The organism is Rhodothermaceae bacterium (assembly GCA_009838195.1).
Taxonomy (GTDB): Bacteria; Bacteroidota; Rhodothermia; order Rhodothermales; family Bin80; genus Bin80.
Genome location: VXSC01000019.1, coordinates 87,213 through 113,023 on the forward strand (window position 1 = coordinate 87,213; position 25,811 = coordinate 113,023).

Sequence of the window (25,811 nt, forward strand, 5' to 3'; positions counted from 1 at the left end):
TGCAGGTGGGAGCTGTAGCAAAATTCCTCTTGAAGCTCAGGCACCTGAAGGCGATGTATTCCTGGATATTGGGCAGTTAACGGCCTGTAACTTGAGTATGAGTTAGGGGTTACACGCTCGGTTGCAAAACGGGTCAACGACTGGATATTCTTGAATGAACCTCAAGTAAGCGAAACGTTCTTCACCGGTTCACAACGATTGCAGTAGTACCTTTAGATCATGCTACGCTATAGCTAGGCTAGATAATGCACGCGAATGGTCAGCGTATTGGAATTGACGTAGGCGGGACCTTTACAGATTTTGTAGTGCTGGATGCCCACGGGCTTACAGTTTACAAGGTATCGACGACTCCCGAGGATCAAAGTCAAGCAATTCTACGAGGTATGGACATACTTCAAGTAGACTCCAAAGCACCAGTCATGCATGGTACAACCATTGCAACAAACGCGCTTCTGGAGCAGCGTGGAGCTCGCACGGCACTCATTACGACACAGGGGTTTGCGGATGTACTTGCAATCGGCCGGCAGAATCGCCCTCAATTATATGAGTTTTCGCAGCCAGCAGCTTCCCCATTAATTCCCGAATCATTACGCTTTGAAGTAGACGAGCGGATTGACCATAACGGTGAGATCCTGAAGGCATTGGATGTCTCTGCATTTCGCGAGCTATTGCAGGTTCTCAAACAAAAACGTGTGGAAAGCGTGGCGGTAGTCCTGCTTTTTTCCTTCCTGAATAATGTGCACGAGCGCTTGATTGCAGACCTGTTGGAAGAAGAACTCTCGGGGGTGCCGTTCTCACTCAGCGTTGATCTCCTGCCTGAGTATCGGGAGTACGAGCGAACGACAACTACGGTAGTGAATGCGTATGTTCGCCCTCTGGTGATGCGTTACTTAACACACCTTGGACGCGTGCTTGAAGGCAGGACTCTGAAAGTGATGCAGTCCAGCGGTGGAACATTGGACGCTGAACAGGCGACATCGCAACCGGCCCGGCTAGTCTTGAGTGGACCCGCAGGAGGCGTGGTCGGAGCATTTACTTTGGCGAAGCATGCATTGGGAACCACCAAACCACAAATCATGACGCTGGATATGGGGGGGACTAGTACGGATGTAGCATTGTGTCCTGGCAGGATTCCTCAAACAACTGAAAGTGTTGTTTGTGAGGTTCCACTCCGGTTACCCGCTACACAGATTCATACCGTGGGGGCAGGTGGGGGAAGTCTGGCCCGCGTAGATGCAGGCGGTATACTGCGTGTAGGTCCACAAAGTGCGGGGGCCGTACCAGGTCCGGTCTGTTATGGACAAGGAGGCGAAGTCCCCACGGTCACAGATGCCAACCTCGTACTAGGACGGTTGATTCCATCCCAGTTTCTTGGTGGAAAATCCTCACGCGTACTGGACACGGAGTTGGCACGTAAGGCAATTGCAAGATTGGGAGCGTCTCTCGGGCTTTCTGTAGAAGAAACTGCACTGGGGATTCTGCGGGTTGCAAATGCGACCATGGAGCGGGCACTGCGATGTGTGTCGGTGGAATGCGGGTACGACCCGCGATCACATGTGCTGGTCCCGTTCGGAGGGGCCGGACCACTGCATGCGTGCGCGATTGCGCGTTCGTTAGGAGTTCAGAAGATCCTGGTTCCGCGCTACCCCGGTGTTCTCAGTGCATTCGGGCTTCTGATGGCAGATATCACTAGCGATGCGTCGCAGGCACTTTTGCTTCCGTTAGCAGAACTTGCTGCGAACCCCGGACGATTGAAGGCTGTCGTCAATCAATTGGAATCTGTCGTCCTATCCCGGCTGGATTCAGATGCCGCACAATTGGATTGTAGCCTTGATTTGCGTTATACCGGGCAGAGCTACGAACTCACCGTGCCCCTTAGTTTACCCGTTACTTTGAAGAACATTGATGCAGCAGGGGAGGCGTTTCATGCTGCCCATCATGCGCGTTATGGATATTCTACGCCGGGGTTACCTGTCGAATCGGTCGCGGTACGACTGCAGGCCAGTATCGCCCAATCGCAAAAGATTCCATCCCCGAACAAAGACGCAGTAAATCGCTCCCTCAGCCTAGCAGATGCTCCGCATACTCCCGTCTATTTTACAGCGGATGAGCCATTGACGGTCCCTCTTCTAAGCCGGGATCTCCTGCACGCAGGGTACAGGTTTGAAGGACCTGCTTTGGTCGTTCAGTATGATTCGACGTTGGTGATTTCTTCTGATTGGAGTGTGATGGTTGACCAATCGCAAAATCTCCATCTTGACTGGATCCGTAATGATGATTGATCCAATTCTGACAGAAATCTATCGCCATCGACTCGTCGGTATTGCCGATGAGATGGGGGTCACTCTGCAGCGTACCGGATACTCGCCCAACATCAAGGAGCGTCTGGATTATTCCTGTGCAGTCTTTGATGGTCAGGGGAATATGGTTGCCCAGGCAGCCCATATACCCGTTCATCTTGGGGCCATGCCTGCGAGTTGTGAAGCAGCGCTCCGGACCTTTGCTGAATGGAGTCCAGGAGATGTCGTAATTCTGAATGATCCGTTTGATGGGGGCAACCACCTGCCGGATATTACCATGATCTCGCCTGTTTTTGCAGGTAACGAACCGGTTTTCTTCGTTGCCAGCCGGGCCCATCATGCGGATGTCGGGGGGATGAGTCCAGGGTCGCTTCCTCTGTCCACGGAGCTTTTTCAGGAAGGAATTATCATTCCGCCGATCAAGATCTACGAGGCGGGGAAATTAAATGAGAGTGTGCTTCGCGTGGTACTTGCCAATGTACGTACCCCCGCCGAGAGGCGTGGAGATTTGGCTGCTCAGCGAGCTGCACATGCAGTCGGAGAGCAGCGTCTTCAGTCACTATTGGAAAAGTATGGGCAGACAGAGGTCTGTATGTATAGCTCCTATCTGCAGCAATACAGCGAGAATTTGGTGCGGGCTGCAATTCAAACCTGGCCCGATGGGATCTATAAATTTCAGGATAAGCTGGAATTGCGGGATGGCCAGGATGCATTCATCAGAGCCTCGGTTCAAATTCTTGGTAGCGAGGTCACGTTTGATTTTGCGGGCACGGATCCAACATTGGATGCACCATTAAATACTGTATTGGCTGTCACGGCATCGGCATGCTACTACGTCGTATTGTGCCTTCTCAAGGAAGATGTGCCAGTGAATGCAGGTTGTTTTTTGCCGATCCATGTGACGGCCCCCGAGGATACGCTGGTCCATGCGTCAAGACCAGCGCCTGTCGCAGGGGGCAACGTGGAGACATCTCAGCGAATCACGGATGTCGTTCTCGGGGCTCTGGCACAGGCGTTACCGGAACAGATCCCTGCTGCAAGTCAGGGCACGATGAATAATGTGACGATCGGAGGGAGGCATCTGGATGGGACCACGTATGCTTACTATGAGACACTAGGTGGAGGGATGGGGGCAGCACCGGACGCGAATGGCTTAAGTGGTGCGCATGTACATATGAGCAACACGCTGAACACACCTGTTGAGGCCTTGGAGATGCAGTTCCCCTTTCGGATTAACGAGTACGCACTCATCAAGGGCAGTGGAGGAGAGGGGAGATTTCGCGGTGGGGACGGAATCGTGCGAGAGTACGAGCTTTTGAAGGAGGCAACGGTGACTATGCTCAGCGAACGCCGCCGCCATGCACCCTGGGGACTCCACGGTGGTGCTCCGGGTCGGAAGGGGCAAAATATTCTCATCTCCGCGGACGGGCAGAAAACCAACCTTCCGGGCCAATTTACACGCAGGCTAGAGGCCGGAGCCCGTCTTCGCATTGAGACGCCTGGCGGCGGAGGTCATTCCTCGGCAAGAAACTCGCGCAGTACGTAGTGCAGAATTCCCCCGTTGCGGTAGTATTCGACCTCAACAGGGGTATCCAGTCGGGACCGTGTTTGAAAGTGGACCTCTTCTCCGTTGGTGCGCACAGCCACAACATCTACCGTAGTACCGGCTTCCTGCGGCGGTACAAGACTGTAGGATTCACTGCCATCGAGTCCCAGCGTGTTTGCATTTTCGCCATCCACAAATTCCAGGGGTAGCACTCCCATTCCGATCAGGTTCGAGCGATGAATCCGCTCAAAGCTCTCCACGATGACGGCTCTGACTCCCAAAAGGACCGTTCCTTTTGCGGCCCAGTCCCGGCTGGATCCCATTCCATAGTCCTTTCCTCCCAGAACGATGAGAGGGACTCCGGCTTCCTGATAGCGCATCGCTGCATCGTAGATGGGCATGATTTCATCACCGCTGGCAAAGCACCGTGTGACGCCACCTTCTGTGCCGGGAACGAGTTTGTTTTTGATGCGGATATTCGCAAAAGTACCACGCATCATCACCTCATGGTTCCCGCGTCTGGCTCCAAATGAGTTGAAGTCGCGTGGCAGAACCTGATTCTCACTCAAGTAGATGCCAGCAGGGGATTCCCGTGGAATTGCACCTGCCGGTGAGATATGATCCGTCGTAGTTGAATCGCCTAATTTTGCTAGGACGCGTGCATCCTTGATTGGAGACACAGCGGCGGCTTCACGTGTGAGGCCGACAAAGAAAGGAGGCTCCTGGATATAGGTTGAATCAGCGTTCCAGTCATAGATAGAGCCACTCGGGATTTCGATCGCATTCCACGTATCGTTGGATGTTTCGATGCCACCATATTCGTCGAGAAACAACGCTGGTGTGATAGAGGATTCGATGGTTTCAGCGATCTCCTCCTCAGTCGGCCATATGTCCCGTAGATAGACCTCCAGACCGGCAAGATCATTCCCAATGGGTTCACGGGTAAGATCAATGTCCACGGTTCCTGCCAGCGCGTAGGCGACGACAAGGGGTGGCGAAGCAAGGTAGTTTGCCTGGACCAGAGCATGGATCCGGCCTTCAAAATTGCGGTTGCCACTTAGAACTCCCGAAACCACCAGGTCTCCCTTTTGGATGGCACTGCTTACTGCCTCCGGTAAGGGGCCAGAATTTCCAATACAAGTGGTGCACCCGTAGCCAACCAGATCAAAGCCCAATTGAGCCAGATAGGGCATCAGGTTGGCGTTTTGGAGATATTCCGTCACCACGCGGGATCCGGGTGCCAAGCTGGTTTTGACGTACGGGGCAACTTTAAGTCCGCGTTCAACCGCTTTTTTTGCAACCAATCCTGCACCAATCATGACGCTGGGGTTGCTGGTATTAGTGCAGCTAGTGATAGCGGCGATGGTGACATCCCCGTGGCGAAGTGGATCCGGGAGGTCAGCTGATTCGACGCGGTGCTCCAGGTCTGCCGGTTGACGTCCAAACCCTTGCGGTCCAGTAGGTGCAGTAAAAGAGGTGCGGAAAGATTGACCCAAGTCAGGGACCGGAATGCGATCCTGCGGTCGCTTCGGTCCGGCAACACTTGGAACCACATCTCCCAAATCCAACGTTAAGATGTCCAGGTATTGTGGCTCTGGGGCATCCGGGGTCAGAAATAGCCCCTGCTCCTTCGTATAGCGCTCCACCAATTTAATCAGGTTCTCCTCTCTACCTGTGCGTCGCAAATATCCCAATGTCACCTCATCAATGGGAAAAAATCCCATGGTCGCGCCATATTCGGGAGACATGTTACTGATCGTAGCACGATCAGGTACGGAAAGCGCCCGGATCCCTGGGCCGAAAAATTCGACAAAGCGGCCAACGACCCCGTAGTTGCGCAGCATTTGTGTAACCGTAAGGACCATATCGGTCGCAGTTGCTCCTTCTGGGAGTGAGCCGGTGAGACGGAAGCCAATCACCTCCGGCATCAGCATATAGATGGGTTGGCCGAGCATGACGGCCTCGGCTTCAATTCCACCCACACCCCATCCCACAACACCTAGTCCATTGATCATAGTGGTGTGAGAATCTGTGCCGACTAATGAATCCGGGAATGCCACGATGTCTTGACCTTCATCTGCTGTCCATACGCAGCGAGCGACATATTCCAGGTTTACTTGATGGCAGATGCCACTGGCAGGGGGGACGACGTAAAAATTGTCAAATGCCTGCTGTCCCCAGCGTAGAAATTCATATCTCTCCTGGTTGCGCCGGAACTCATGATCAGAGTTGAGCTGCAACGCGTCGGGGATCCCATAGTAGTCAACCTGAACACTGTGGTCTATAATCAGGTGTACGGGCACACGCGGGTTGATTGCGGACGGGTTACCACCGGCACGTGCCATTGCACTGCGCATCGCGGCAAGGTCAACCACGGCGGGCACACCAGTAAAATCCTGCAACAGGACCCGCGCCGGTGAGAAGGGGACTTCTGCGCGGAGGGGAGCTTTGGGGTTGTACTGTGCTAGTTGCTCCACATTTTCGGGGGTGACAGTGAATCCGTCACAGCCACGCAGAACCGCTTCCAGCATGACCCGGATTGAGTAAGGGAGTCGATCAAGCGTATACCCGGCTACCTTGAGTGAATCAAGGCGATACATCCATGCAGATCCATCGGGGGTTTCGAAAGAGGTTCGAGTCCCGAAATGATCTTTAGTTTTGGTGGGTATGGATACGCTCATGATTACTTTGATATTGGCAGCAGAGTGAGAACAAGTCAACGATTTTCAGGGCAGATGGTTTGCTGATTCTTGTATGGGTTGGTCCCCCAGATCAGGTATATAAGAGGGTAATTCCAGTTTGCCGTGAGGTAGAGTGTCCGTGTTGATCAGGATCCAATACGGCACTGGTACAGTGATTCGTCATCGTTTTCGGCGATTTGTACGGATCCGAAGAGAAAAAAAATCGTACACCCGCCGCAACTCCAGGGGCTATAGCTCAGATGGTAGAGCGCCTGAATCGCACTCAGGAGGTCAGCGGTTCGACTCCGCTTAGCTCCACTTGGAAGGTTGAAGGTAACGCGTGGCAGATATGTGGTGGGAGGAGACCGGTAGAGTTTGTATTACTACGCTTGCTCGGTAACGTGCTGAAAGACGCTAAGAGACAATGGTAGGGCTCAAAATCGGGCCAGATCATTCTTGGGATGCCTTGATTCATTGCGCACGTCGTACATGACGTCCGAGAACTCGTCACGAATGATTGGTTTTCCCTCAGGTCGCCGAGTGGTTCCTCAAGCTCTTCGTCAAGCCAGACAGGCAAGAAAAAGGGCATCTTGATTTGGTTGTTCCCAAAATTATGCTCTTCGGGCTCTTCTTGGTCACAAAATTTTAACTCAAGGGCATGATTCATGACATATTATGGGGTAGGACTATCGCTAAATGCCTATTTTAGGCAGTTGACTTCAGACACTTTAACGATGTTGCGTAACCAAATACTGCAATCCGCCTTGGGATTGATCACTCTATTACTAATACCATTCTGGTCGATACCTGGATCTGCCCAGCCTTACGATTCAACTTACTATAGTGCGTTGGAATTTCGGAGTGTTGGTCCCTACAGAGGTGGGCGGTCAGCGGCGGTTTCTGGAGTTCCAGGTCAGCCCATGAAGGCATACTTTGGTGCTACCGGTGGGGGAGTGTGGGAGTCAACAACGGGTGGAGCGTCCTGGGAAAATATATCTGATGGCTACTTCGGAGGCAGTATTGGCGCCGTTGCAGTCAGTACTTGGGATCCGAATGTAATCTATGTTGGTGGCGGAGAAAAAACGGTGCGAGGAAATGTGTCCCATGGTTATGGGGTATATAAATCTCTTGATGCCGGTCGCACATGGGAGCACAAGGGACTGTCAGACAGTCACCGAATCCCACGAATCCGTATTCATCCCCGAGACCCAGACCATGTCTATGCTGCGGTCATGGGGCATTTGTCCGGTCCCAATGAAGAGCGAGGAATCTACAGATCGCTTGATGGCGGTGATTCCTGGGAAAAGATTCTTTTCATTAATGATGAAGTCGGATTTGTAGATCTTGCGATGGATCCATCCAACCCACGAATCCTGTATGCAAGTGCCTGGCGCGTGATTCGAACGCCATACAGTCTGGAAAGTGGAGGAGAAGGAAGTGGGATCTGGAAATCTACTGACGGAGGAGATTCATGGAAGGAGATTACAGGGAAGGATAACGGCTTGCCGCTTGGCACGCTTGGCATCAGCGGCATTGCTATTTCTCCAGTCAACCCAGACCGGATCTGGGTGATTATTGAGGCCGCGGAGGGTGGTGTATTCCGGTCTGACGATGGAGGTGAGACATGGCACAAGATCAATGAAGACCGCAATTTGCGCCAGCGTGCTTGGTATTATACGCGGATCTATGCAGATACCGGCAGTGAAGACATCGTGTATGTGGTGAATGTACAGTTCTGGCGGTCGAAAGATGGGGGGAGGACATATTCGAGTATCCAGACCCCTCACGGCGATCATCATGATCTGTGGATTAATCCGGACGATCCTAGTCATCTCATCATTGCAGACGATGGCGGGGCGCAGGTGAGCTTTGATGCCGGGGCAAACTGGAGCACCTACTACAACCAGCCCACCGCACAGTTTTATCGCGTGACCACAGACAACCACTTTCCGTATCGCATTCTTGGTGCACAGCAGGACAATTCAACCGTACGCATTCTCCATACTTCCAATGGCCGCAATGAGCGGGAATGGGAGCCGACCGCTGGTGGTGAGAGTGGTTGGCTAGCCCCCAAGCCGGATCAGCCACAGATCGTGTACGGAGGATCCTATGGTGGGTATCTGACCCGCGTGGATCACGACTCCGGGGAACGGAGGGCCGTGAATGTGTACCCGGATAATCCAATGGGACACGGCGCTGAGGGTATGAAGTACCGGTTCCAGTGGAATTTTCCCATCGTCTTCTCTATGCACGACCATAATGTACTTTATGCGGCCGGAAATCACCTCTTCCGAACGACAAATGAAGGGCAATCATGGGAGATGATGAGTCCAGATTTGACCCGTGCAGATTCGACAAAGCTTGGCCCAAGCGGAGGCCCGATTACGAAAGACAATACAGGAGTGGAGTACTATGCCACGATTTTCGCGATGGCAGAGAGTCCGCATGATGCTCAGGTCATCTGGGTCGGCTCAGATGATGGATTGGTTCATATTACCCGCGACGGCGGAGATACCTGGACAGACATAACGCCAGAAGGGATGCCGGAGTGGATGCAGATCAATGAGCTGGTCGCTCATCCCATGAAAGAAGGCGCGGCATACCTCGCAGGCACGCGGTACAAGCTTGACGATTTCTCTCCATACATCTACAAGACCACAAATTACGGTGCGGATTGGGAGTTGATTGTTGATGGGATTGATTCTCAGCACTTTACCCGTTCAGTTCAACCGGATCATGTGCATCCCGGACTCCTATGGGCCGGAACCGAATCAGGCCTGTATATCTCATTTGATGACGGGCAGAACTGGAATTCATTCCAACAGAATTTACCGATTGTGCCCATAACGGATTTGGACTGGAAAGAGAACGATCTGATCGTCGCTACGCAAGGGCGGTCATTTTGGATTATGGAGGATGTGACTCCATTACACCAACTACCCAACATACCCGCCTCTTCCTCCATGTGGCTCTATGATTCGGACCTCACTTGGCGGACTGGTGCAAGTGTGAATTTGCGTTACTGGTTCAACGAATCTCCTGATTCAAGTACGACAAAACTTGAAATCCTCGAGTCCGACGGGACCCTAATCAAAAGTTTCAGTGCAGGCGGAGACGATCTCCAAATAGAAGCCGGAATGAACGTGTTCAGTTGGAATACACGCTATGAAGATGCAGAATCGTTTGATGGACTGATTATGTGGGCGGGGAATGTCCGAGGTCCCAGGGCAGCGCCAGGGACATATCGCGCTCGACTTGTCGCCGGAGAGGATTCACTGGAAACAACGTTTGAGTTGCGCAAAGATCCACGCTCAGGCTCCAGTGTCGAGGACTTGCAGATGCAGTTTGAATTTCTGATTGGAATCCGGGACAAGCTCAGTGAGATGCATCGGGCCATCAAGGATATCCGCACTGTACGTAGTCAGATTCGTAGGGTTATTTCCAACTTGGATGAAGAGCATGCAGACATCAAAGATGCTGCTGAAGCTCTGATTAAGAAGATCACAGCAATTGAAGAGATGTTGTATCAAACGAAAAATCAGAGTCGTCAGGATCCATTGAATTTTCCAATCCGGTTGAACAATAAACTGGCAGCGGTTGCCTCGAACGCAGCGATTGGTGATTTTCGGCCGACCGATCAAGCGGTCGAGGTACGTGATGAGCTAGTGAGGCAAACAGATGTTGAGCTGGAGGCCCTTCAGGTCATATTTGAGACGGATGTACCTGCCTTGAATGAGATGATATGGCAGGAAAACATTCCGGCTATCAACCTGGAATCAAAATAATTTTGGTCAAAGATTGAAAAGGGGGCGGGTTAGGTTGACCGTGAAACGGGATCCGGTGTAGGCCTGAATGCCGAAGCCAGGACAAGATCTAACGTTCAGTGCTCGCGTCATTCATTGTATGACCATGAAGATCCACCAATCATTCTCTCTGCTGACGTTAGGGCTTACCTTTGTTCTATTCTTTTGCACTGGTAGAGCACTGGCCCAGAACGTCCCGGAGGTCGTGCCCCATGTCGTGGTGGTTCAATTCGAGGACGGAATCTACTTTCCCGGCAAGACATCCACAACGGGTTTACAGGTCTTTGACCGCAAAGCGGCTGCCTACGGAGTGCACACCATTGAGCGCATGTACCCATTTCTGGATCGTGTAGAGCCGGCTCCTAAGACGCGAAATAATCTGTTGGCGCTGCGCCGCTCGTATTATGTACGCTACAGCGCCGATGTGGTCCCTGAACGAGTTGCCAAGGACTTGGCTTTTGCCCCCGGCGTCATCTACGCAGAACCAATACCCGTGAATCGAACCTCGGGGCCAGTCCACTGGGAGTACATCGATCCAAATGATCCCGGATTCAATCTCCAGACCGAACTGCAAGCTATGAAGCTCCCCAACGCTTGGAACGTTGTGAGGGGTTCAGATCGTACCCCAAAGGTGGTGATCGCGATCGTGGACGGAGGGGGCGAATGGCGACATGAGGACCTTCGGGCAAATGTATGGACGAATACGAATGAAATTCCAGGCAATGGGATTGATGACGATAACAATGGATTCATTGATGATGTGCACGGCATAAACCTTGCCAACCGGGATGATACCAATAACGATCCAACAGGAATGCCCGAGACTCCTGGCAATGCTAGGCATGGCACAGCAGTTGCGGGATCGGCTAGTGCGGTAACCAACAACAATACGGGGGTAGCCGGTGCAGCTTGGAATGCAGAGTTGATGCACATCAACGCGGGATGTGGAAGGGCCGAACTCGATGATATTATTTGCTTTGGCTATACAGGCGTTCTTTATGCGGCTATAAACGGTGCCGATATCATCAATGCAAGCTGGGGTGGTTTAGTGGCGGAAGATCAAAGGCTGAGGAATATTGATCAGGTGCTTGACTTAGTAACAGACATGGGTGCCTTGGTTGTAGCCGCGGCTGGCAATCGGAATTATAGTATTGATGTGTTCCGTGACTATCCGCCCAGGCATCCACGTGTTCTCTCGGTAGGAGCCACAGAGAAGGAAACGCGCGTGAAGGCAGGTTTCTCCAACTATGGGAAGCTGGTCAATGTCTTTGCTCCAGAGGTCAGCATCATTACCACCGGATCAGACAATCGATATGTACGCATCAACGGCACATCATTTTCGTCTCCTCTGACGGCTGGCGTGGCTGCCTTGGTAAAGACACGGTTCCCAAACCTCTCTCCAGATGAACTGCGGGAGCAGGTGCGGTTGGCGAGCAAGAGCATAGACGACGATAATCCCGAGGTTGCTGGTCAATTGGGCCGGGGATTTGTCGATGCACTGGCGGCAGTTCGGAGACCTACTGTGCCCGCCATACGTCTCAGCCATTGGTCATGGGAAGACAATGACGGAGACCGCATCATTGAGCCCGGTGACCGGGTGACCATCACAATGACATTAGCCAACCATCTTGTCGATGCCAATCAGCTCCGAGTGGGACTTGTCGGAGCCGAGCCCTATTCATTTGTGCGGTTGACTACATCGGAAGTTGAGGTCGGCCGTCTAGATAACGGTGACTCAGCAGAAGTGGTCTTCGAGTTCACTGTAGCGCCCGATGCCCCTGCCAACGAGCGCGTGCGATTCTTCACTCATGTTCATGAGGGAGCCTTTGAAGATGTAGCGGACATGATTTCGCTTCGCGTAAACCAGCAGCTAGAATTGGTACATCAAGGTCTGAGCGCGCTTTACACCGCGACAGACGGAGATAACTGGGTGAAGAATGACAACTGGGATATCACGACGGTGCCAAGCGAACAGGAACTGGTCGACTGGTTTGGTGTCTCGCTCAGTGAGGGACTCGTGGTCGAGTTGTCCATGGAAAACAATAATCTCAGAGGAACATTGCCGCCCGCACTTGAGAACTTGCGGAACCTACGAATTCTCGGTTTATTCGAGAATGAGGGACTCTCTGGGCCGGTCCCGCCCGAACTCGGAAATCTCGAACGTCTGCAGAGGCTGATACTACGGGACAATTCGCTTACTGGGTCGATCCCATCCGAACTCGGGAATCTTGAACAATTGCAGGCGCTGAGCCTGCGGGGTAATTCTCTTACTGGGTTGATTCCACCTGAACTCGGGAATCTTGAACAATTGCAGGGGGTGAGTTTCTCTAGCAATTCCCTTTCCGGGCCAATCCCCCCTGAATTCGGGAGCCTCAAGCAATTGCAGGAGTTGTGGCTGCAGAACAATTCCCTCTCGGGGGAGATCCCGTCTGAACTTGGGAACCTTGAACAATTGCGGATTCTGAGCTTGGCGGATAATTCTTTTACCGGATCGATTCCATCCGAATTCGGAAACCTTGAACGACTATGGATATTGAGCTTGGCGGGCAATTCTCTTTCCGGGGAGATCCCGTCTGAACTCGGGCATCTTGACCAACTGCAGACGCTGATACTGCAGAACAATTCTCTTTCCGGGACGATCCCGGCCGAACTCGGGAATCTCGAACAACTGCAGGTGCTGGGCCTGCGGGGCAATTCTCTTTCTGGACCGATTCCACGTGAACTCGGGGGCCTCGAACAACTGCAGAGGCTGAGCCTTTCTGGCAATTCACTTTCCGGGTCGATTCCATCCGAACTCAAGAATCTCAAACGACTGGAGGGGCTGTGGCTCTGGGACAATTCACTTACCGGGTCGATCCCACCCGAACTTGGGAACCTCGAACAACTGCAGACGCTGTGGATGCATAGAAATTCTCTTTCTGGCCTGATTCCACCCGAACTGGGGATTCTCAAGCAATTGGAGGACTTGGACCTGTCTGGCAATTCTCTTGCCGGGCCTATCCCACGTGAACTCGGAAACCTTCAACAACTGCAGAGACTGTGGCTGTCTGACAATTCTCTCTTCGGGGAGGTCCCGCCCGAGCTAGGAAACCTCGACAATTTGAAGGATTTGAGACTGGAGAGTGATTCCCTCTCTGGACCGATCCCATCCACACTCGGTGACCTTACGCAACTGGAGGCGCTGTGGTTGTCTAACAATTCTCTTTCTGGTGAAATCCCACCCGAACTTGGGAACCTCGGACAACTGAAGGACTTGAGACTGGAGAACAATTCTATTTCCGGATCAATCCCATCTGAACTTGGGAACCTCAAGCAGCTGGAGGACCTAAACCTGTCTAACAATTCCCTCTCTGGACCAATCCCACCCGAACTCGGGAATCTTTCGCGGCTGAGGCGGCTGAACTTAGAGGGGAATGTCGTAAAGGGACGGCTTCCAAGGAGCTTGATGAAATTGGATAGTCTTGAGGTAATCGACTTCGGTGGCCAAAACCTTTGTGCTCCCGGCGATGATGAGTTTCAGACGTGGCTGAACAGTATCCCGAGTCACTCGGGACCAACATGTATAGCATTACACTTTGCCGATGATATCCCGGATCAATCGTACCCGCGTACGCAGCCCATTACTCCGCTGATTCTGCCAGAAGCCATGGGAGGCATTTCACCAATTACGTACGTTATAACTCCCATATCCCTCCCATGGGGGCTCATGTATGATCCATCTACACGTACGATCAGTGGAACGCCGACGGTGGTTACTTCAAGTCCGATGCCTTTTACCTTCAAAGCTATCGATTTCATCGGGGTGACGGATAGCTTGATGTTCAGAATTGAAGTCTTTAGCCCAGTCGCGTCGGAGCAGGCAGAGCTGCCGGAATCATTTACGGTCCAAGGAAATTACCCCAACCCATTTCGAGAATCCACGCGCCTCGTCGTTGACCTTCCCTGGCCCGCCACCCTGAACGTGGAGGTATTTGACGTGATGGGAAGGCGCGTACTTTCTCTGCCCCCGGTGGATCTGGTTGCGGGCTGGAGCCAGAGCATTCTTCTTGAAGGTTCGGCATTGCCCTCGGGCCTGTATGTGTATCGGATTCAAGCAGAATCGCCGGTGGGAATTCGAAGACTAGCCGGCCGCTTCCTGCGTGTGCGGTAATGAATGTGCGGGCGTAGATACTGCTTCAGTGAGTCCAACTGGATACATACAGGGAATCTATGGCCGACCCGCGGCCCTAAATTTTACGGATCTTCGCAGAATAGGTATTCTGCCGGGTCGTTCTTGCTGCGCCAGGATCTCTTTTTCTATTGTGCTGGCGGATTCAACTCTGCGATTGGTCAACAAATAGGGACACGATCTGCTGAACCACGTCCAGGTTCGCATTGCTCATGTTCACCATGGCAACAACGACGACACCGGTGTCCGGTTGAATGACAAGAAGAGAGGTCCCACCAATGGCTCCTCCACTATGACTGAAGTAGCGAAGGTGATCGGAACGGGTTTCCACGCGCCACCCGAAAGCGTATCCGGTAGGTTCACCGGCAGTGGTCTGCTGTTCGGTAAACAGCAGTTCTTTAGCATTCTGGTCGAAGAAGGACGTATCCAGATGGGCAATTCCGAATCGTACAATATCGATCGGGGTAGATAAAAAGCCACCACCAGCCCATTTATAGCTATTATCCACATAGGGGGCATTCAGTAGGGTTCCGTCCTGGGTGCGGACATAGAACCGGACGCGATGCACAATCAGGCTGTCTGGGTGATCCGCCACCGTATCCAGCATGTTGAATGGAAGGAAGATCTCCCGTTGCATATAGTCCAGAAACGGCTCTTGGGCTGCTCCCTCAATCACTGCGCTGATCAGGTTCCATCCATAACTGGAGTAGAGATACTTCGTACCAGGTTCATGCAGCAGGGTATCCGCCGAAAAAATATCCAACCCATCTTCAACGGTGGAGTAGGGTACGGCGGAGAGCATTTCGCCTGGCCGGTATCCTCGAATTCCTCCAAGATGTGCACCAAGCTGGCGTGTGGTAATGGTCCAGCGTTTTTGGGGGAAATTCGGCACGTACTCCTGAATACTTGCGTCAACATCCAATTTCGTTTGGCTATAGAGTTTGGCTGCTGCCGCAGCCGTGAGAGGTTTGGAGATACTTGCGATCCTAAAGCGGCTGTGTGGCCACATTGGTACCCGTTGTTCAAGGTCTGAAAAACCAACCGCATCGGACCAGATCAATTGCCCGTTGACCGCCACAGCTACGGCCATTCCCGGGAATTTCTGCTCCTGCCAGGTCTGGGTAATCATTCCATAGGCAGAATCAGCAGCAGACCGATATTGATCTGGAAGTTGGGCAAATTGTGCTGTGGCATTCCGTACGAGTATCAGCAGCAGCAGTAGATAGCGTAGAAAACTCATTGTTGATTTTGTATTTAGTAGGGGCAAAATACGCTTTGTTTTGATCTTGGTTGACTGTGAAGATGTTGACTTCGACCAGTCTCCGTGCAGGTTATTGTTGCGGAGGAATTCCCATGCCTTCCCACAGCACTAAACGCCCGGGGTCAGATGGACATCAATTCGGGTAATTGCGCCTGTGCGCCCAAACAATGCTGAACTTTCCTCATGCGAGAGGGTCAGGTCTGGTCTCTCTGCAGAATCTTTTCCTCGAATTATCAGAAGCGGGGTCTCTGAAAGATGATAGACGAAGAGAACCTGGCAATATGTGAATGCAAGGCTACCGGCACTCAACTGGAATGACTGTTGCGTACCATCTATATCATACCAACTGAATAGCTCGCGTTTTTGGCAGAATTCGGACTTACGAAGCAGCTCAGGATTGATGCTCAAGATTCCATCTGAAATACGAATTCCCAATTCACCCCAACGGCAAATAATATCTTCTTTAACCTGCCCGGTCAGGCCTGGCTGCTGTGCACCTCCCCAACCGGGAGTGTGCGAATATGCATCTTGGGGGAATGTACCATATTTGGCAGGTGGCTGACTTCCTCCCAAGCTATTGCGGATTTCGTAATAATGTCTGGCAAGTGCCTTACGGGAGCCCGCCGGAGCGTTTGTGTCGACTGCTTTCCAAAACGTGCCTTGTACCGCTAGGAGCAGCTTGGAGATGATGTGCCAGTAAACACAACCAAGACCTTCATACTTAAAAAATCGACCGGACCGTCCCGTGAAAGATGCGTGCTTAAAAGTCTTTTCGTAGAGTGCGAGAATCTGTGATCGACTGTCGGCCGTGACTTTATAGCCTTCGTTCTGCAAGGTCTCCATTAAGTTGTCCAATTCGACGGCATTCACCAGCGCTGGATTGAAGTAGTATTGCCCGGTAGCATTCCGGCTAATGAGGCGGTTATCCTCGTTCTGGATCAACTTCCTCACCAATGAAAGCCGCACGACGTCGTTCGGAGAAATATGATTGCGTAGACTGAATTTTGGCAGTTTTTTATCAGAATAAAGCAGATAGCTGCCATGTCGATTATTGTAGAGGGGGCTATTCCTGAGCGCATTCAGCAGATTCAGTGCATCCTGCGTATTGAGACTGCCTGAGGCCAGAGCAGCCACCTGTCCTTCCAACATGAGCTGCAGTGCTTCAACATCAATGGTTTTATCCGGTCGGGAATGAAACACGGTATAACTGTGCACAAGACCATCCTCCCGAATAGATTTCTGAATCGTTGGTTGGATCGCTTCACGGGCAAGCGCACAGAAACCTGCCAAGGCGGAGGCATCCAGTGAGAGGGGCTCTTTCTGGAGCCCCTGGGTATACAGGGTTGCACGATATCGGCATGCAGCACTTCCCAACGCATCCATCGCTTCAAATCGGTCGGAGGAATTCGATACGCTACCGCAGACGGCTAATGCATGTTGGACCTCATCCAGCCAGCCAGAAACCTCTGGAGAAACCAAATAGGATTTTCCTGCGGTCTGATACAAATTTCCAACAAACTCCAGATATCGGTGCAAATGAAAGAGCGTTACTAGGGAACAGCCCCAGCCCGCTAAGGCATTGTTTGCATCGTTCCATTCGGGGCGCTGCGTGTTAAGCCAGATCCCTCCTCCAGGTACCATTGCACAGAGCTTGGTGAGGGCGGGAACGAGGAGCTTTTCTGCAAGCGTTACAAGAACCGGTTCTTCCTCGGGGGTCTGCAGGAGGTATCCATCCGATCCCGTTTCCAGCACTCGGGCGGATAGTTTCTTGTGTAAATCCCAGTCAAATTCTACGGAATGTTTTGGATCGGCAAGGATCTGATCATAATCAGCAAGTCGGTAGGGGATTTGCACATAACTGAAGATGCGCAGATCCATGAGTTGCGCAAGAGTATCTGGATCATGCGCATGCGCCCATTCCAACAGGCAGAGCAGATACGTGAGTTGATGATCCCCCCAGTACCCAATGGAGGCCCATGGATCAGTTTCATCAGGGATCTCCCAGTCCACACTACTCCGTCCAATCCGGTATGGATTATATCCATCGGCTGTAGAGGCGTTGACAAAGGCGGTCAGCATCGCTGAATAGTACCGGGGATAGGACCTCCCCAAAGCCTCCCAATTCTGAAATAGATCCCGCCAGTTCCCCGAATAGTCCAATAGCAGTTCCCCGTTTTCGTTGTGTGTGCGGATTTCGAACAGGTTCCAGGGGCGGCTCGGATCCCCATGTCGCCTGCTATATGCCAGCGGCAAATATTCAGCAATCAGTCTGCATAATTGAGGATCTTCCGGGGGAGATAGTTGCGAAAGATCGATGCTGTCCTCCAGAGCTTCCAGATAGGGAGAAGATGCAAGGTTGCGATTACGCACAGACACGAAACGGATCAGATTCTGTTTATCAGCATGATATCCGCGGAGGGGGATCCCTCCCCGCATCGCGTTAAACAGTGTATTGCTATAGTGTCGCAGATCTTGGATGCTTTGCGCGGTTTTTTGCAGACCATCCGCACCTGCAATGAGTTTCCGAAGATCGGTGGTATCCTGTTGCTCCTGGTGACGCAGCTTACGGACGAGTGTGGAGGATTTCTCCAGAGCTGTTTGTAACTCAATCAGATTCCCCACATGCTGATCCACATCTGCAATCAAATCCCAGGACACAGCGCGATCTTTTGTGAGACGAAGATTACGTTCGACCAAGTACGCACCTCGCCGGCCAAGGATTGAATCTTCTGTACTGAGTTGTTGCCCCTCTCGGTAGGTGTCTAATTGTGCTGTAGACAGCAAGATTGAGTTTGGGCGCGGTCCGTTTTGCCAGACCAGAGTAGCTCGTAATGCTTCCTCTGGAACTGGGTGGTCAACGATCAATGAACTCAGCGAAAAGACGCCGATTTGTTTTTCCAACTCACTCACTTTATAGGCATCAACCAGTGTGCTACGAGATCTTTGGAGTTCCACACTGACCCCGGAAGGGAGAATATTGGAAATTCCATCCAGTACGCTAATGCGCATGGGTAAATGCCAGGTACTCTCCAGCCGAGCACGGCGAACAAAGCCAAACGTATTGACACACTGCCAACTGTAGGAAAAACGGAGACTGAGATCTCGGTTGAACTCCTCGAATAACAGTTTATTGCCGGCAGCATTCTTGTATAGATTCCGTTCAATTCGATATAACCCACGTTGCCCGGAATTAAATGGCTCCCAAAGCATGGTTCGGTTGGAACGGTCAATGCGTACCAAGGTGACGCTCCCGGTATGGGACGCCGCATCATGAAGCTTATCGTCAGTCACATAGGGGAAGAGCGCATGATTTGCGTCTCGGCGCCCAGCGGTCAACGCTCCCGTGCTGGAAATGAAAAGCCAGTGATCTCCGATGCTGGCCAGCGTAATCAGGAATGGGGCCAGTTGGTCAAAATTTGAAATCCTGTACCAGGATTCCCCGTAGCGCTCAACGAACTGCCCGGAGCATGTGCCGCGGCTAGGGTACAGCTTAGTGTGCCCGGCAAAGATGCCCTGAAAGTCACTATTCTGTGACGAGGAACGGGATGTTGGCGTGCGCCGCACTTCCTTGGCCATCGGTAATATGAATAAATAATCGATAGGCGCCTGGTTTCGCCGGCGCATTAAAACTGACCTGTCCGTCATTAACGGTTATGAACAGATCAGGTATGAGGGGTGGCTCGGCTTCATCATCCCCACCATGGCCCACCTCCGTGGCTTCGGGCCGAACACCCCATTGATAGCTGAGTGGATCCCCTTCAGGGTCGGCCGCGATGACGGTGCTGGATGCCTCCATGCCTGCAGTCAATTCAATACTGGCATTTGCCTCCATGTCATTGAGTGTAAAGGAATCAATCCTGGGGGACAGATTCGATGGCCATGAACCGGTCCATTTGTGCTCCATGACATCAACCGCGGCGGTCTTGTCTCCGTCTGGCATAAACATGCCATACCAGGTAGCTGTGCGCTCTTGCTTTTGCCCCCAGAGAAATACATAAGAACCAACGCATTGAGTGGTGTCGGGTACAATTGCAATTTCGTAGCGTCGATCGTACCAGTCTGCTTTGACCGTGGAGTTGTTTTCAATCGGTGCCCCCCAAGATGTGGTCGCGACTTCCCAATGTCCTGTTGCTCCCCATTCGGTCACGACGTAAGGACCGGTCCAATCAGATTCTTTGAGGTAACGTGGCAAATTGACAATATCGGCGTACATCTGAATCCCAAGCAGGTCCAGGTCGGGTGCGCGAGTTTTGATCTGCCGAATCAGTTCGGGATGGATCCCAGCAAGCATCGTCAGTGTCGGGTGATTCCCGTCCACTTCGTGGATCATTTTGGAGATATCATTCACTGCATCCCAGACCAGTGGGTTTGATGCTCCTAGATTTAATTCATTTCCGATTCCCCACATCAGCAGGGCGGGATGATCTTTATAGAGCATGACCTCCTCTCGAACCCTCTCTAATTGGGCGGCAACCGCCGCAGAGTCGCCATAATCAAAGTTGAATATGCCGCGTCCAGTCCCAGGTCTCTCACGGGCAATTTCAATCCCCATCGTAACCATCAACCCGTTTGCATGGGCCCGGTCAAGTACTTCTATGCCACTGCTTTGGCCATTATCCGTACGCCAGGTACGAAAGGAATTGGCTCCGTGCACGGCTAGGACCTCGACATTTCCGAATTCGAGACCCGCTCCATGAATGTAGAAAGGGGTCCCGTCTTTGAATAGATGATATTTTCCGTCCACTTGGCGGATTTCCACGACAGCGGGTTCCTGTGCCTGTAGAAGGTCTGCCCCAGGCGCGAAGAGGAGCAACACGGAAAGGGAGATAAGACTTCGATAAAACATACTATTGGGGTTCAGTTTTCGGTTCTCCTGCAAGGAGGGACTCCAGGGATTCGAGGGAGCGTCCTTTCGTCTCAGGAAGAACAAGGATGACAAAAACGAGGCCAAACGCAGCCATGATCCCATATAGGAGAAATGTTGTAGCACTACCCAGATTGGCAAGCTCCCATGGGAAAATCAGTTGGACGGTAAAGCTTATGCCGGAATTGATCAGTCCAACAAATGAAATCGCCAGTGCGCGTACCCGATTTGGGAAGAGTTCTGAGAAAAGTACCCACATGACTGGGCCAAGGGAAACCGCAAACGAAGCGACAAACCCCAAGATGCCGGTCAGAATGAGGATCGGGTTCATGCTGATAGCTGCTGCAATCAGATCGGACTCAAATTCTCTTGCGGCAGAAAGCCCCAGTGCGGCTTCAAGTGCTTGCTTGAACTCAACGTCAGAGTTGAAGGTTACGCCAACTATATCCTGAAGGGCCTGCTGATTGATCGCGGCGGGGAGAGCGACGTCTACAGGTAGCGTGTAGCTGGCGCTATAGAATCCGTAGGCCAGTACCGCCATGGCGATGGTGATTCCTGTAAGCCCCAAAATAAGCAGCGGCTTTCTCCCCAGTCGATCAACCAGAGCGATGGCCACAATGGTAAAGACTAGGTTGACGATGCCAACCAGGATCGCCTGGACAAAAGAGGCGTTCGTCCCAATCCCCGACTGCTCGAAGATCATAGGAGCGTAAAAGAACACGGCATTGATTCCTGTAATTTGTTGCACAACGGCAATTACAATTCCGATGAGGAGTGCAAGCTTTAGTGCCGGTGCAAACAAAGCAGCAATACCAACCGTATCCTTCGCCGCGTCTGCATCCAGACTAGCCTGTACTTCTTGCAGATCTTTTTCTGCTTCATCGGGTCCACTTGCCCGCGTCATGATTGCCAGTCCTTCGGTGACACGCCCCTTCATCACAAGCCAGCGGGGACTTTCAGGTACCGCAAAAAGCGCAAAAAAGTAGAGTACAGCGGGAAGTGTTTCCAGACCCAGCATCCAGCGCCAGTTCCACGGGCCGAAATTCATTTCCTGTGCCCAGGCAGCAGTCGAATCACCGAGTTCCAAAATGACATAATTCGTAAAAAAGGCGACGGTAATTCCAATCACGATATTGAGTTGATTGAATGATACCATGCGTCCCCGAAGTAGGGGCGGAGAGATTTCTGCAATGTACATCGGGGCGATAATGAGCGATGCACCAACTCCCAGACCTCCAACCATGCGGGCGATCACCAGAATCAGATAGGAGGGAGCCATAGCAGATCCAATCGCTGAAACAGCATAAAGGACAGCCGCCCAGTAAAGGACGCTGCGCCGACCGATCAGATTGCTGAGTGGTCCGGCTGCCAACATGGCTAGCGTTGAACTAAGTGTCAACGAGCTGACTGCCCATCCAAGTTCCAAATCACTAAGAGCAAATTCGACCTCAATAAAGCCAACAACTCCAGAGATGACGGAAGCATCGAAGCCCATGAGGAATCCACCCAAAGCAACAATGAGGGCAGTTCTTGCGACATAAAGATTGTTTTTCATGGTGTTGGCGCTACGAAGCGTTAGGGTTCAGTTCAGTCAAGGAAGGTGTACGTAATGGTACATCGGAGAAATGTACGAAGATTTTACGAAAACCTTTTCATGCTCTCGTTCGTGCGGCGAACAAGGGTCCCTAGTCCTTACAGGTAAGAGGCATGCATTTATTTCAACCGGGAAAATTTAGAAAATTATATGCTCTACGCAAAATCTCCGGCGATTATGTACTCAAGTACAAGGAGAAATCATGAGGCATAATGGAGGGAACGGATTTGCCAAGTGAGAGTTTTGGCGGGAGATTTATATGGGTATCCAAATGCAAAGGCTCTCTTTTTTTCTCTCTTGTGTTTCCATAATTACATTAATTGCGGCGATGGGTGTACCTGCGTACGCTCAGTCTGATGAAGCCGACGTTCGGGCCGTGATTGATCGTTTATTTGACGGGATGCGCGCTGGTGACAGTACGATGGTACGCAGCGTATTGCATGAAGAAGCACTAATGGCCCGGGCTGGTTCTCAAGGTCTACGTATCGGTCCTACGGATGGGTTTGTCCGGGCGGTTGGTACACCGCACGACGAGGTATGGGATGAGCGGATATGGGATGTTCATATCTCAATTGATGGGCGACTGGCTTCGGCGTGGATGGAGTTTGCTTTCTTTCTTGGTGATACGCTCAGTCACTGCGGGGTGAACTCAATGCAGCTTTACCGGACGGACGAGGGCTGGAAGATCATTTATCTGGCGGACACGAATCGTCCACCCACCTGTGAAGTGCCAGAAGAGGGCCCTTAATCGTAGGCCTCTTTGGCGACACTGTTCTCCACGGGTACAGGGTAGCATCCTGTAAAACAGGCATCACAGTAGCCGTGCGGGCTGTCATGGGCGTCCCCGACCGCTTTTTTGAGGCTCTCGATGCTCAAGTAAGCAAGAGAGTCGACGCCAAGCCACTCTCCTATGGCGGCTACATCATCGAATTTGCTTGAAAGCAATTCCTGCTTGCTGGGGAAATCCATCCCGTAGAAACAGGGATTCATGACAGTTGGTGAAGCGACACGAAAATGAACTTCCTTCGCACCAGCCTCCCGAATCATCTTCACAAGCAGCTTTGCTGTCGTTCCCCGAACGATCGAATCGTCCAGGACGACGACAATCCGGTCTCTCAGTACACCATCAACGGTATTAAACTTGCACCGCACTCGTAGCTCGCGGCTGTCCTGGCCTGGTGCGATGAAGGTTCGACCCACATAGTGGTTGCGAATCAAACCTATATCGTACTTGCAACGGTATCCAAGCTTTTGACATTCACTTACGTACCCGAGTGTAGCAGTGTTGGAAGAGTCCGGCACCGAAATCACAAGGGGAGCTTTTTCTTCCGTTGGTACACGAGGCACAGGAGCATCGTGAGCGAGTTGCTTGCCAAATTTTCGGCGCACTTTATCAACCATCTCGCCGTAAATCCGGGAGTCTGGCCGGGAAAAGTAGATGTATTCAAAAATACATTGGCTCACACCGTACTGGCCATTGAGCTGTTCACTGCGGGGTTCCCCCATCTCACAGGCATCCTGATCAATGATGACGACCTCACCCGGTTCAACATCACGAATATATTCGGCCCCAATCATATCAAAGGCGCAGGTCTCACTCGCAACGCAGTAGGAGATTCCCCCATTCGCTTCTGTTTCGGGTAATTGTCCAAGCGCAAGCGGTCTGAAGCCATTGGGATCGCGAACCGCAATCAGGCGGTTGTCAGTAAGCAGGGTCAATGCATAGCCACCTTCGACTCCCGAAAGTGCATCCAGAATTTGATCAACTTGATCTTCCTGGCGGCTTTGGGAAATCAAATGCAGAATGAGTTCCGTATCAGAGGTTGACTGAAATAGCGTTCCCTGCTCACTGAATGAACGCCGAAGTTTGGCTGCATTGGAGAGGTTCCCATTGTGGGCAACCGCGAGATTTCCGTCTCGGTACTGAACATGGAAAGGCTGAATATTGGCACGATTTACTGAAGAACCACTCGTAGAGTAACGAGTGTGGCCGATTGCCGATTTACCATTCAGGGGATTTTGGAAAAGGCTGGGATCATCAAATACATCCAGGACAAGGCCAAAGTCACGTACAGCAGACATGATTCGTCGCTGTCGTACCGGGTCAAAGGAGGAACTAACAATCCCACACGATTCTTGCCCTCTGTGCTGGAGAGCGTGCAGACCAAAATAGGTAAGCCGCGCGGCTTCCGGCGAGTTAAAAATGCCAAAAATTCCGCAGTGGTCTCTCATGCTGTCCATGCGAGCTCAGTGGCGTAGCAGTGATGGATAAGCCATTGAATCCAGTGAGCTCATTAGGGTTTCATATTACTATGAAATTATGTCGTTCGACTCTTTGGTGTCGTTGCGGACACGGATATGTACCAAGCGGATTCGGTTGTTTTCCACCTCTTCCACTGAAAGATCCAATTGACCATGTGTGGTCGTAAATCCTGGTTCAGGAATATCTCCGGCCAGGTGAAATATGAGTCCACCCAGGGTTTCGAATGTGTAGGTATCCGTTGGCAGGGAAATATCTAAGGTGTCATTGAGATCCGTCAGGGGGATCCGCGCATCCACGCGGTATTCCAGTTCGCCCAGTGGAGTGATGAGCGTATCCCGCGCCTCGTCATGTTCATCTTCAATTTCTCCGACAACCTCCTCTAATATATCGTCCAGCGTTACCAGTCCCGCCGTACCTCCATACTCATCCACTACAATTGCCAGATGGGTTTTACGGCGCTGGAAGTCCTGCAGTAGATCATCTGATTTTCGACCAAGTGGTACGAAAATCGGAGGCCGGATGATCTGATTCCAGTATACTTTGGAGTCAGGTTGGTTGATGAAGGGCAGCAGATCCTTTGCATAGACAATGCCCTGGATATTATCTAGGTGGTCTTTATAGAGTGGAAGTCTGGAGTGACCACAGGCACGAATCAAGTCCAATGCCTCGGCCAGAGATGCAGTGACGGGGATGGCCGAAATATCCAGGCGATTGACCATTATGGTCTGGACGGTGGTTTCACCAAGATCAAGGAGTGACTGAATCCAGCCATGTTCGTCTTCTTCCAGAGAACCATGATCTTTACCGATCTCGGCCATCACTCTCAGGTCATCTGAAGAAAGTCTGTCAATATCTTCATGATTTCCCCAGCTACGATAAACTCCCTGTACGCCGGTCGACATACGTGTCAGCAGGAATGTCACTGGATACAGGGGACGGGAGATGAACGCAAGCACTCCTGCAACACTGCGACTGTATGAGATTGAATATCTGGACGCAATCAGTTTGGGAGTGATCTCGGATACAATCAGCAGCGTGAGCGTGAGTGCAACTACCTCAACGGCAAAAACAACTTCAATGCTGAATTCAAGGTGTTCTGCGATGTTTTTTGTCACCATAGCCGCAAGAATGGCGGCAGAAACGTTGATCAGTGTGTTGAGAAAAAGGATTGTAACCAGTAGCTGACGAGGTTTTTCCAAGAGTGTCAGCACCTGTTGACTGCGGCGATCCCCCCGCGCAGCGAGCGTTTCCCGATCTGTGGTGCTCAACGAAAAAAGCGCCACTTCCGAACCTGATACGACTGCGCTGGCAAGAAGCAGCAGCAGAAAGAC

At 51.8% G+C, this 25,811-nt stretch carries 12 protein-coding genes and 1 tRNA gene; 6 read left to right on the forward strand and 7 right to left on the reverse strand.

Annotated features, from left to right (window positions below):
* Positions 1 to 245 precede the first annotated feature (245 nt).
* Together F4Y64_04525 and F4Y64_04530 are read left to right on the forward strand one after the other, a co-directional pair.
* Complete coding sequence (locus tag F4Y64_04525) at positions 246 to 2,282, forward strand: hydantoinase/oxoprolinase family protein (protein MXX96865.1); 2,037 nt, start codon at positions 246 to 248, stop codon at positions 2,280 to 2,282.
* A complete protein-coding gene (locus tag F4Y64_04530) occupies positions 2,272 to 3,846 on the forward strand; it encodes a hydantoinase B/oxoprolinase family protein (protein ID MXX96866.1) in 1,575 nt (524 codons plus the stop codon). The genes F4Y64_04525 and F4Y64_04530 overlap by 11 nt, the downstream gene beginning before the upstream one ends.
* Here F4Y64_04530 and acnA read toward each other — a convergent pair.
* Positions 3,813 to 6,527, reverse strand: coding sequence for an aconitate hydratase AcnA (gene acnA, locus F4Y64_04535; protein MXX96867.1), 2,715 nt, complete (start codon positions 6,525 to 6,527; stop codon positions 3,813 to 3,815). The two genes, F4Y64_04530 and acnA, sit on opposite strands and share 34 nt — an antisense overlap.
* A 245-nt stretch (positions 6,528 to 6,772) precedes the next feature.
* Between acnA and F4Y64_04540 the strand changes: the two genes are divergently transcribed.
* The 3 genes from F4Y64_04540 (at position 6,773) to F4Y64_04550 (ending at position 14,480) form a co-directional block, all read left to right on the forward strand.
* Positions 6,773 to 6,845: transfer RNA gene (locus F4Y64_04540), tRNA-Ala, on the forward strand.
* 416 nt (positions 6,846 to 7,261) lie between these two features.
* Complete coding sequence (locus F4Y64_04545; GenBank protein ID MXX96868.1) at positions 7,262 to 10,312, forward strand: glycosyl hydrolase; 3,051 nt, start codon at positions 7,262 to 7,264, stop codon at positions 10,310 to 10,312.
* Positions 10,313 to 10,379: 67 nt separating this feature from the next.
* Positions 10,380 to 14,480, forward strand: a complete 4,101-nt coding sequence (locus F4Y64_04550; GenBank protein MXX96869.1) for a S8 family serine peptidase — start codon at positions 10,380 to 10,382, stop codon at positions 14,478 to 14,480.
* A 163-nt stretch (positions 14,481 to 14,643) separates the two neighbouring features.
* Here F4Y64_04550 and F4Y64_04555 read toward each other — a convergent pair whose 3' ends face one another.
* The 4 genes from F4Y64_04555 to F4Y64_04570 all read right to left on the reverse strand — a co-directional run bounded on the left by F4Y64_04555 (position 14,644) and on the right by F4Y64_04570 (position 22,178).
* On the reverse strand, positions 14,644 to 15,738 hold the full coding sequence (locus tag F4Y64_04555; protein ID MXX96870.1) for a beta-lactamase family protein: 1,095 nt from the start codon (positions 15,736 to 15,738) through the stop codon (positions 14,644 to 14,646).
* A 129-nt stretch (positions 15,739 to 15,867) separates the two neighbouring features.
* A complete protein-coding gene (locus F4Y64_04560; GenBank protein ID MXX96871.1) occupies positions 15,868 to 19,335 on the reverse strand; it encodes a hypothetical protein in 3,468 nt (1,155 codons plus the stop codon).
* Positions 19,283 to 20,605, reverse strand: a complete 1,323-nt coding sequence (locus F4Y64_04565) for a hypothetical protein (GenBank protein MXX96872.1) — start codon at positions 20,603 to 20,605, stop codon at positions 19,283 to 19,285. Before F4Y64_04565 ends, F4Y64_04560 begins: the two co-directional genes overlap by 53 nt.
* Position 20,606: 1 nt before the next feature.
* A complete protein-coding gene (locus F4Y64_04570; GenBank protein MXX96873.1) occupies positions 20,607 to 22,178 on the reverse strand; it encodes a sugar porter family MFS transporter in 1,572 nt (523 codons plus the stop codon).
* 310 nt (positions 22,179 to 22,488) lie between these two features.
* Between F4Y64_04570 and F4Y64_04575 the strand changes: the two genes are divergently transcribed.
* Positions 22,489 to 22,965 carry a nuclear transport factor 2 family protein gene (locus F4Y64_04575; protein MXX96874.1) on the forward strand — a complete coding sequence of 159 codons (477 nt, stop codon included), beginning with the start codon at positions 22,489 to 22,491 and terminating at the stop codon, positions 22,963 to 22,965.
* On the opposite strand, the gene F4Y64_04580 is transcribed toward F4Y64_04575, so the two are convergent.
* Together F4Y64_04580 and F4Y64_04585 are read right to left on the reverse strand one after the other, a co-directional pair.
* Positions 22,962 to 24,458, reverse strand: a complete 1,497-nt coding sequence (locus tag F4Y64_04580; protein MXX96875.1) for an amidophosphoribosyltransferase — start codon at positions 24,456 to 24,458, stop codon at positions 22,962 to 22,964. The two genes, F4Y64_04575 and F4Y64_04580, sit on opposite strands and share 4 nt — an antisense overlap.
* 69 nt (positions 24,459 to 24,527) lie before the next feature.
* A complete protein-coding gene (locus F4Y64_04585; protein ID MXX96876.1) occupies positions 24,528 to 25,805 on the reverse strand; it encodes an HlyC/CorC family transporter in 1,278 nt (425 codons plus the stop codon).
* Positions 25,806 to 25,811: the final 6 nt, after the last annotated feature.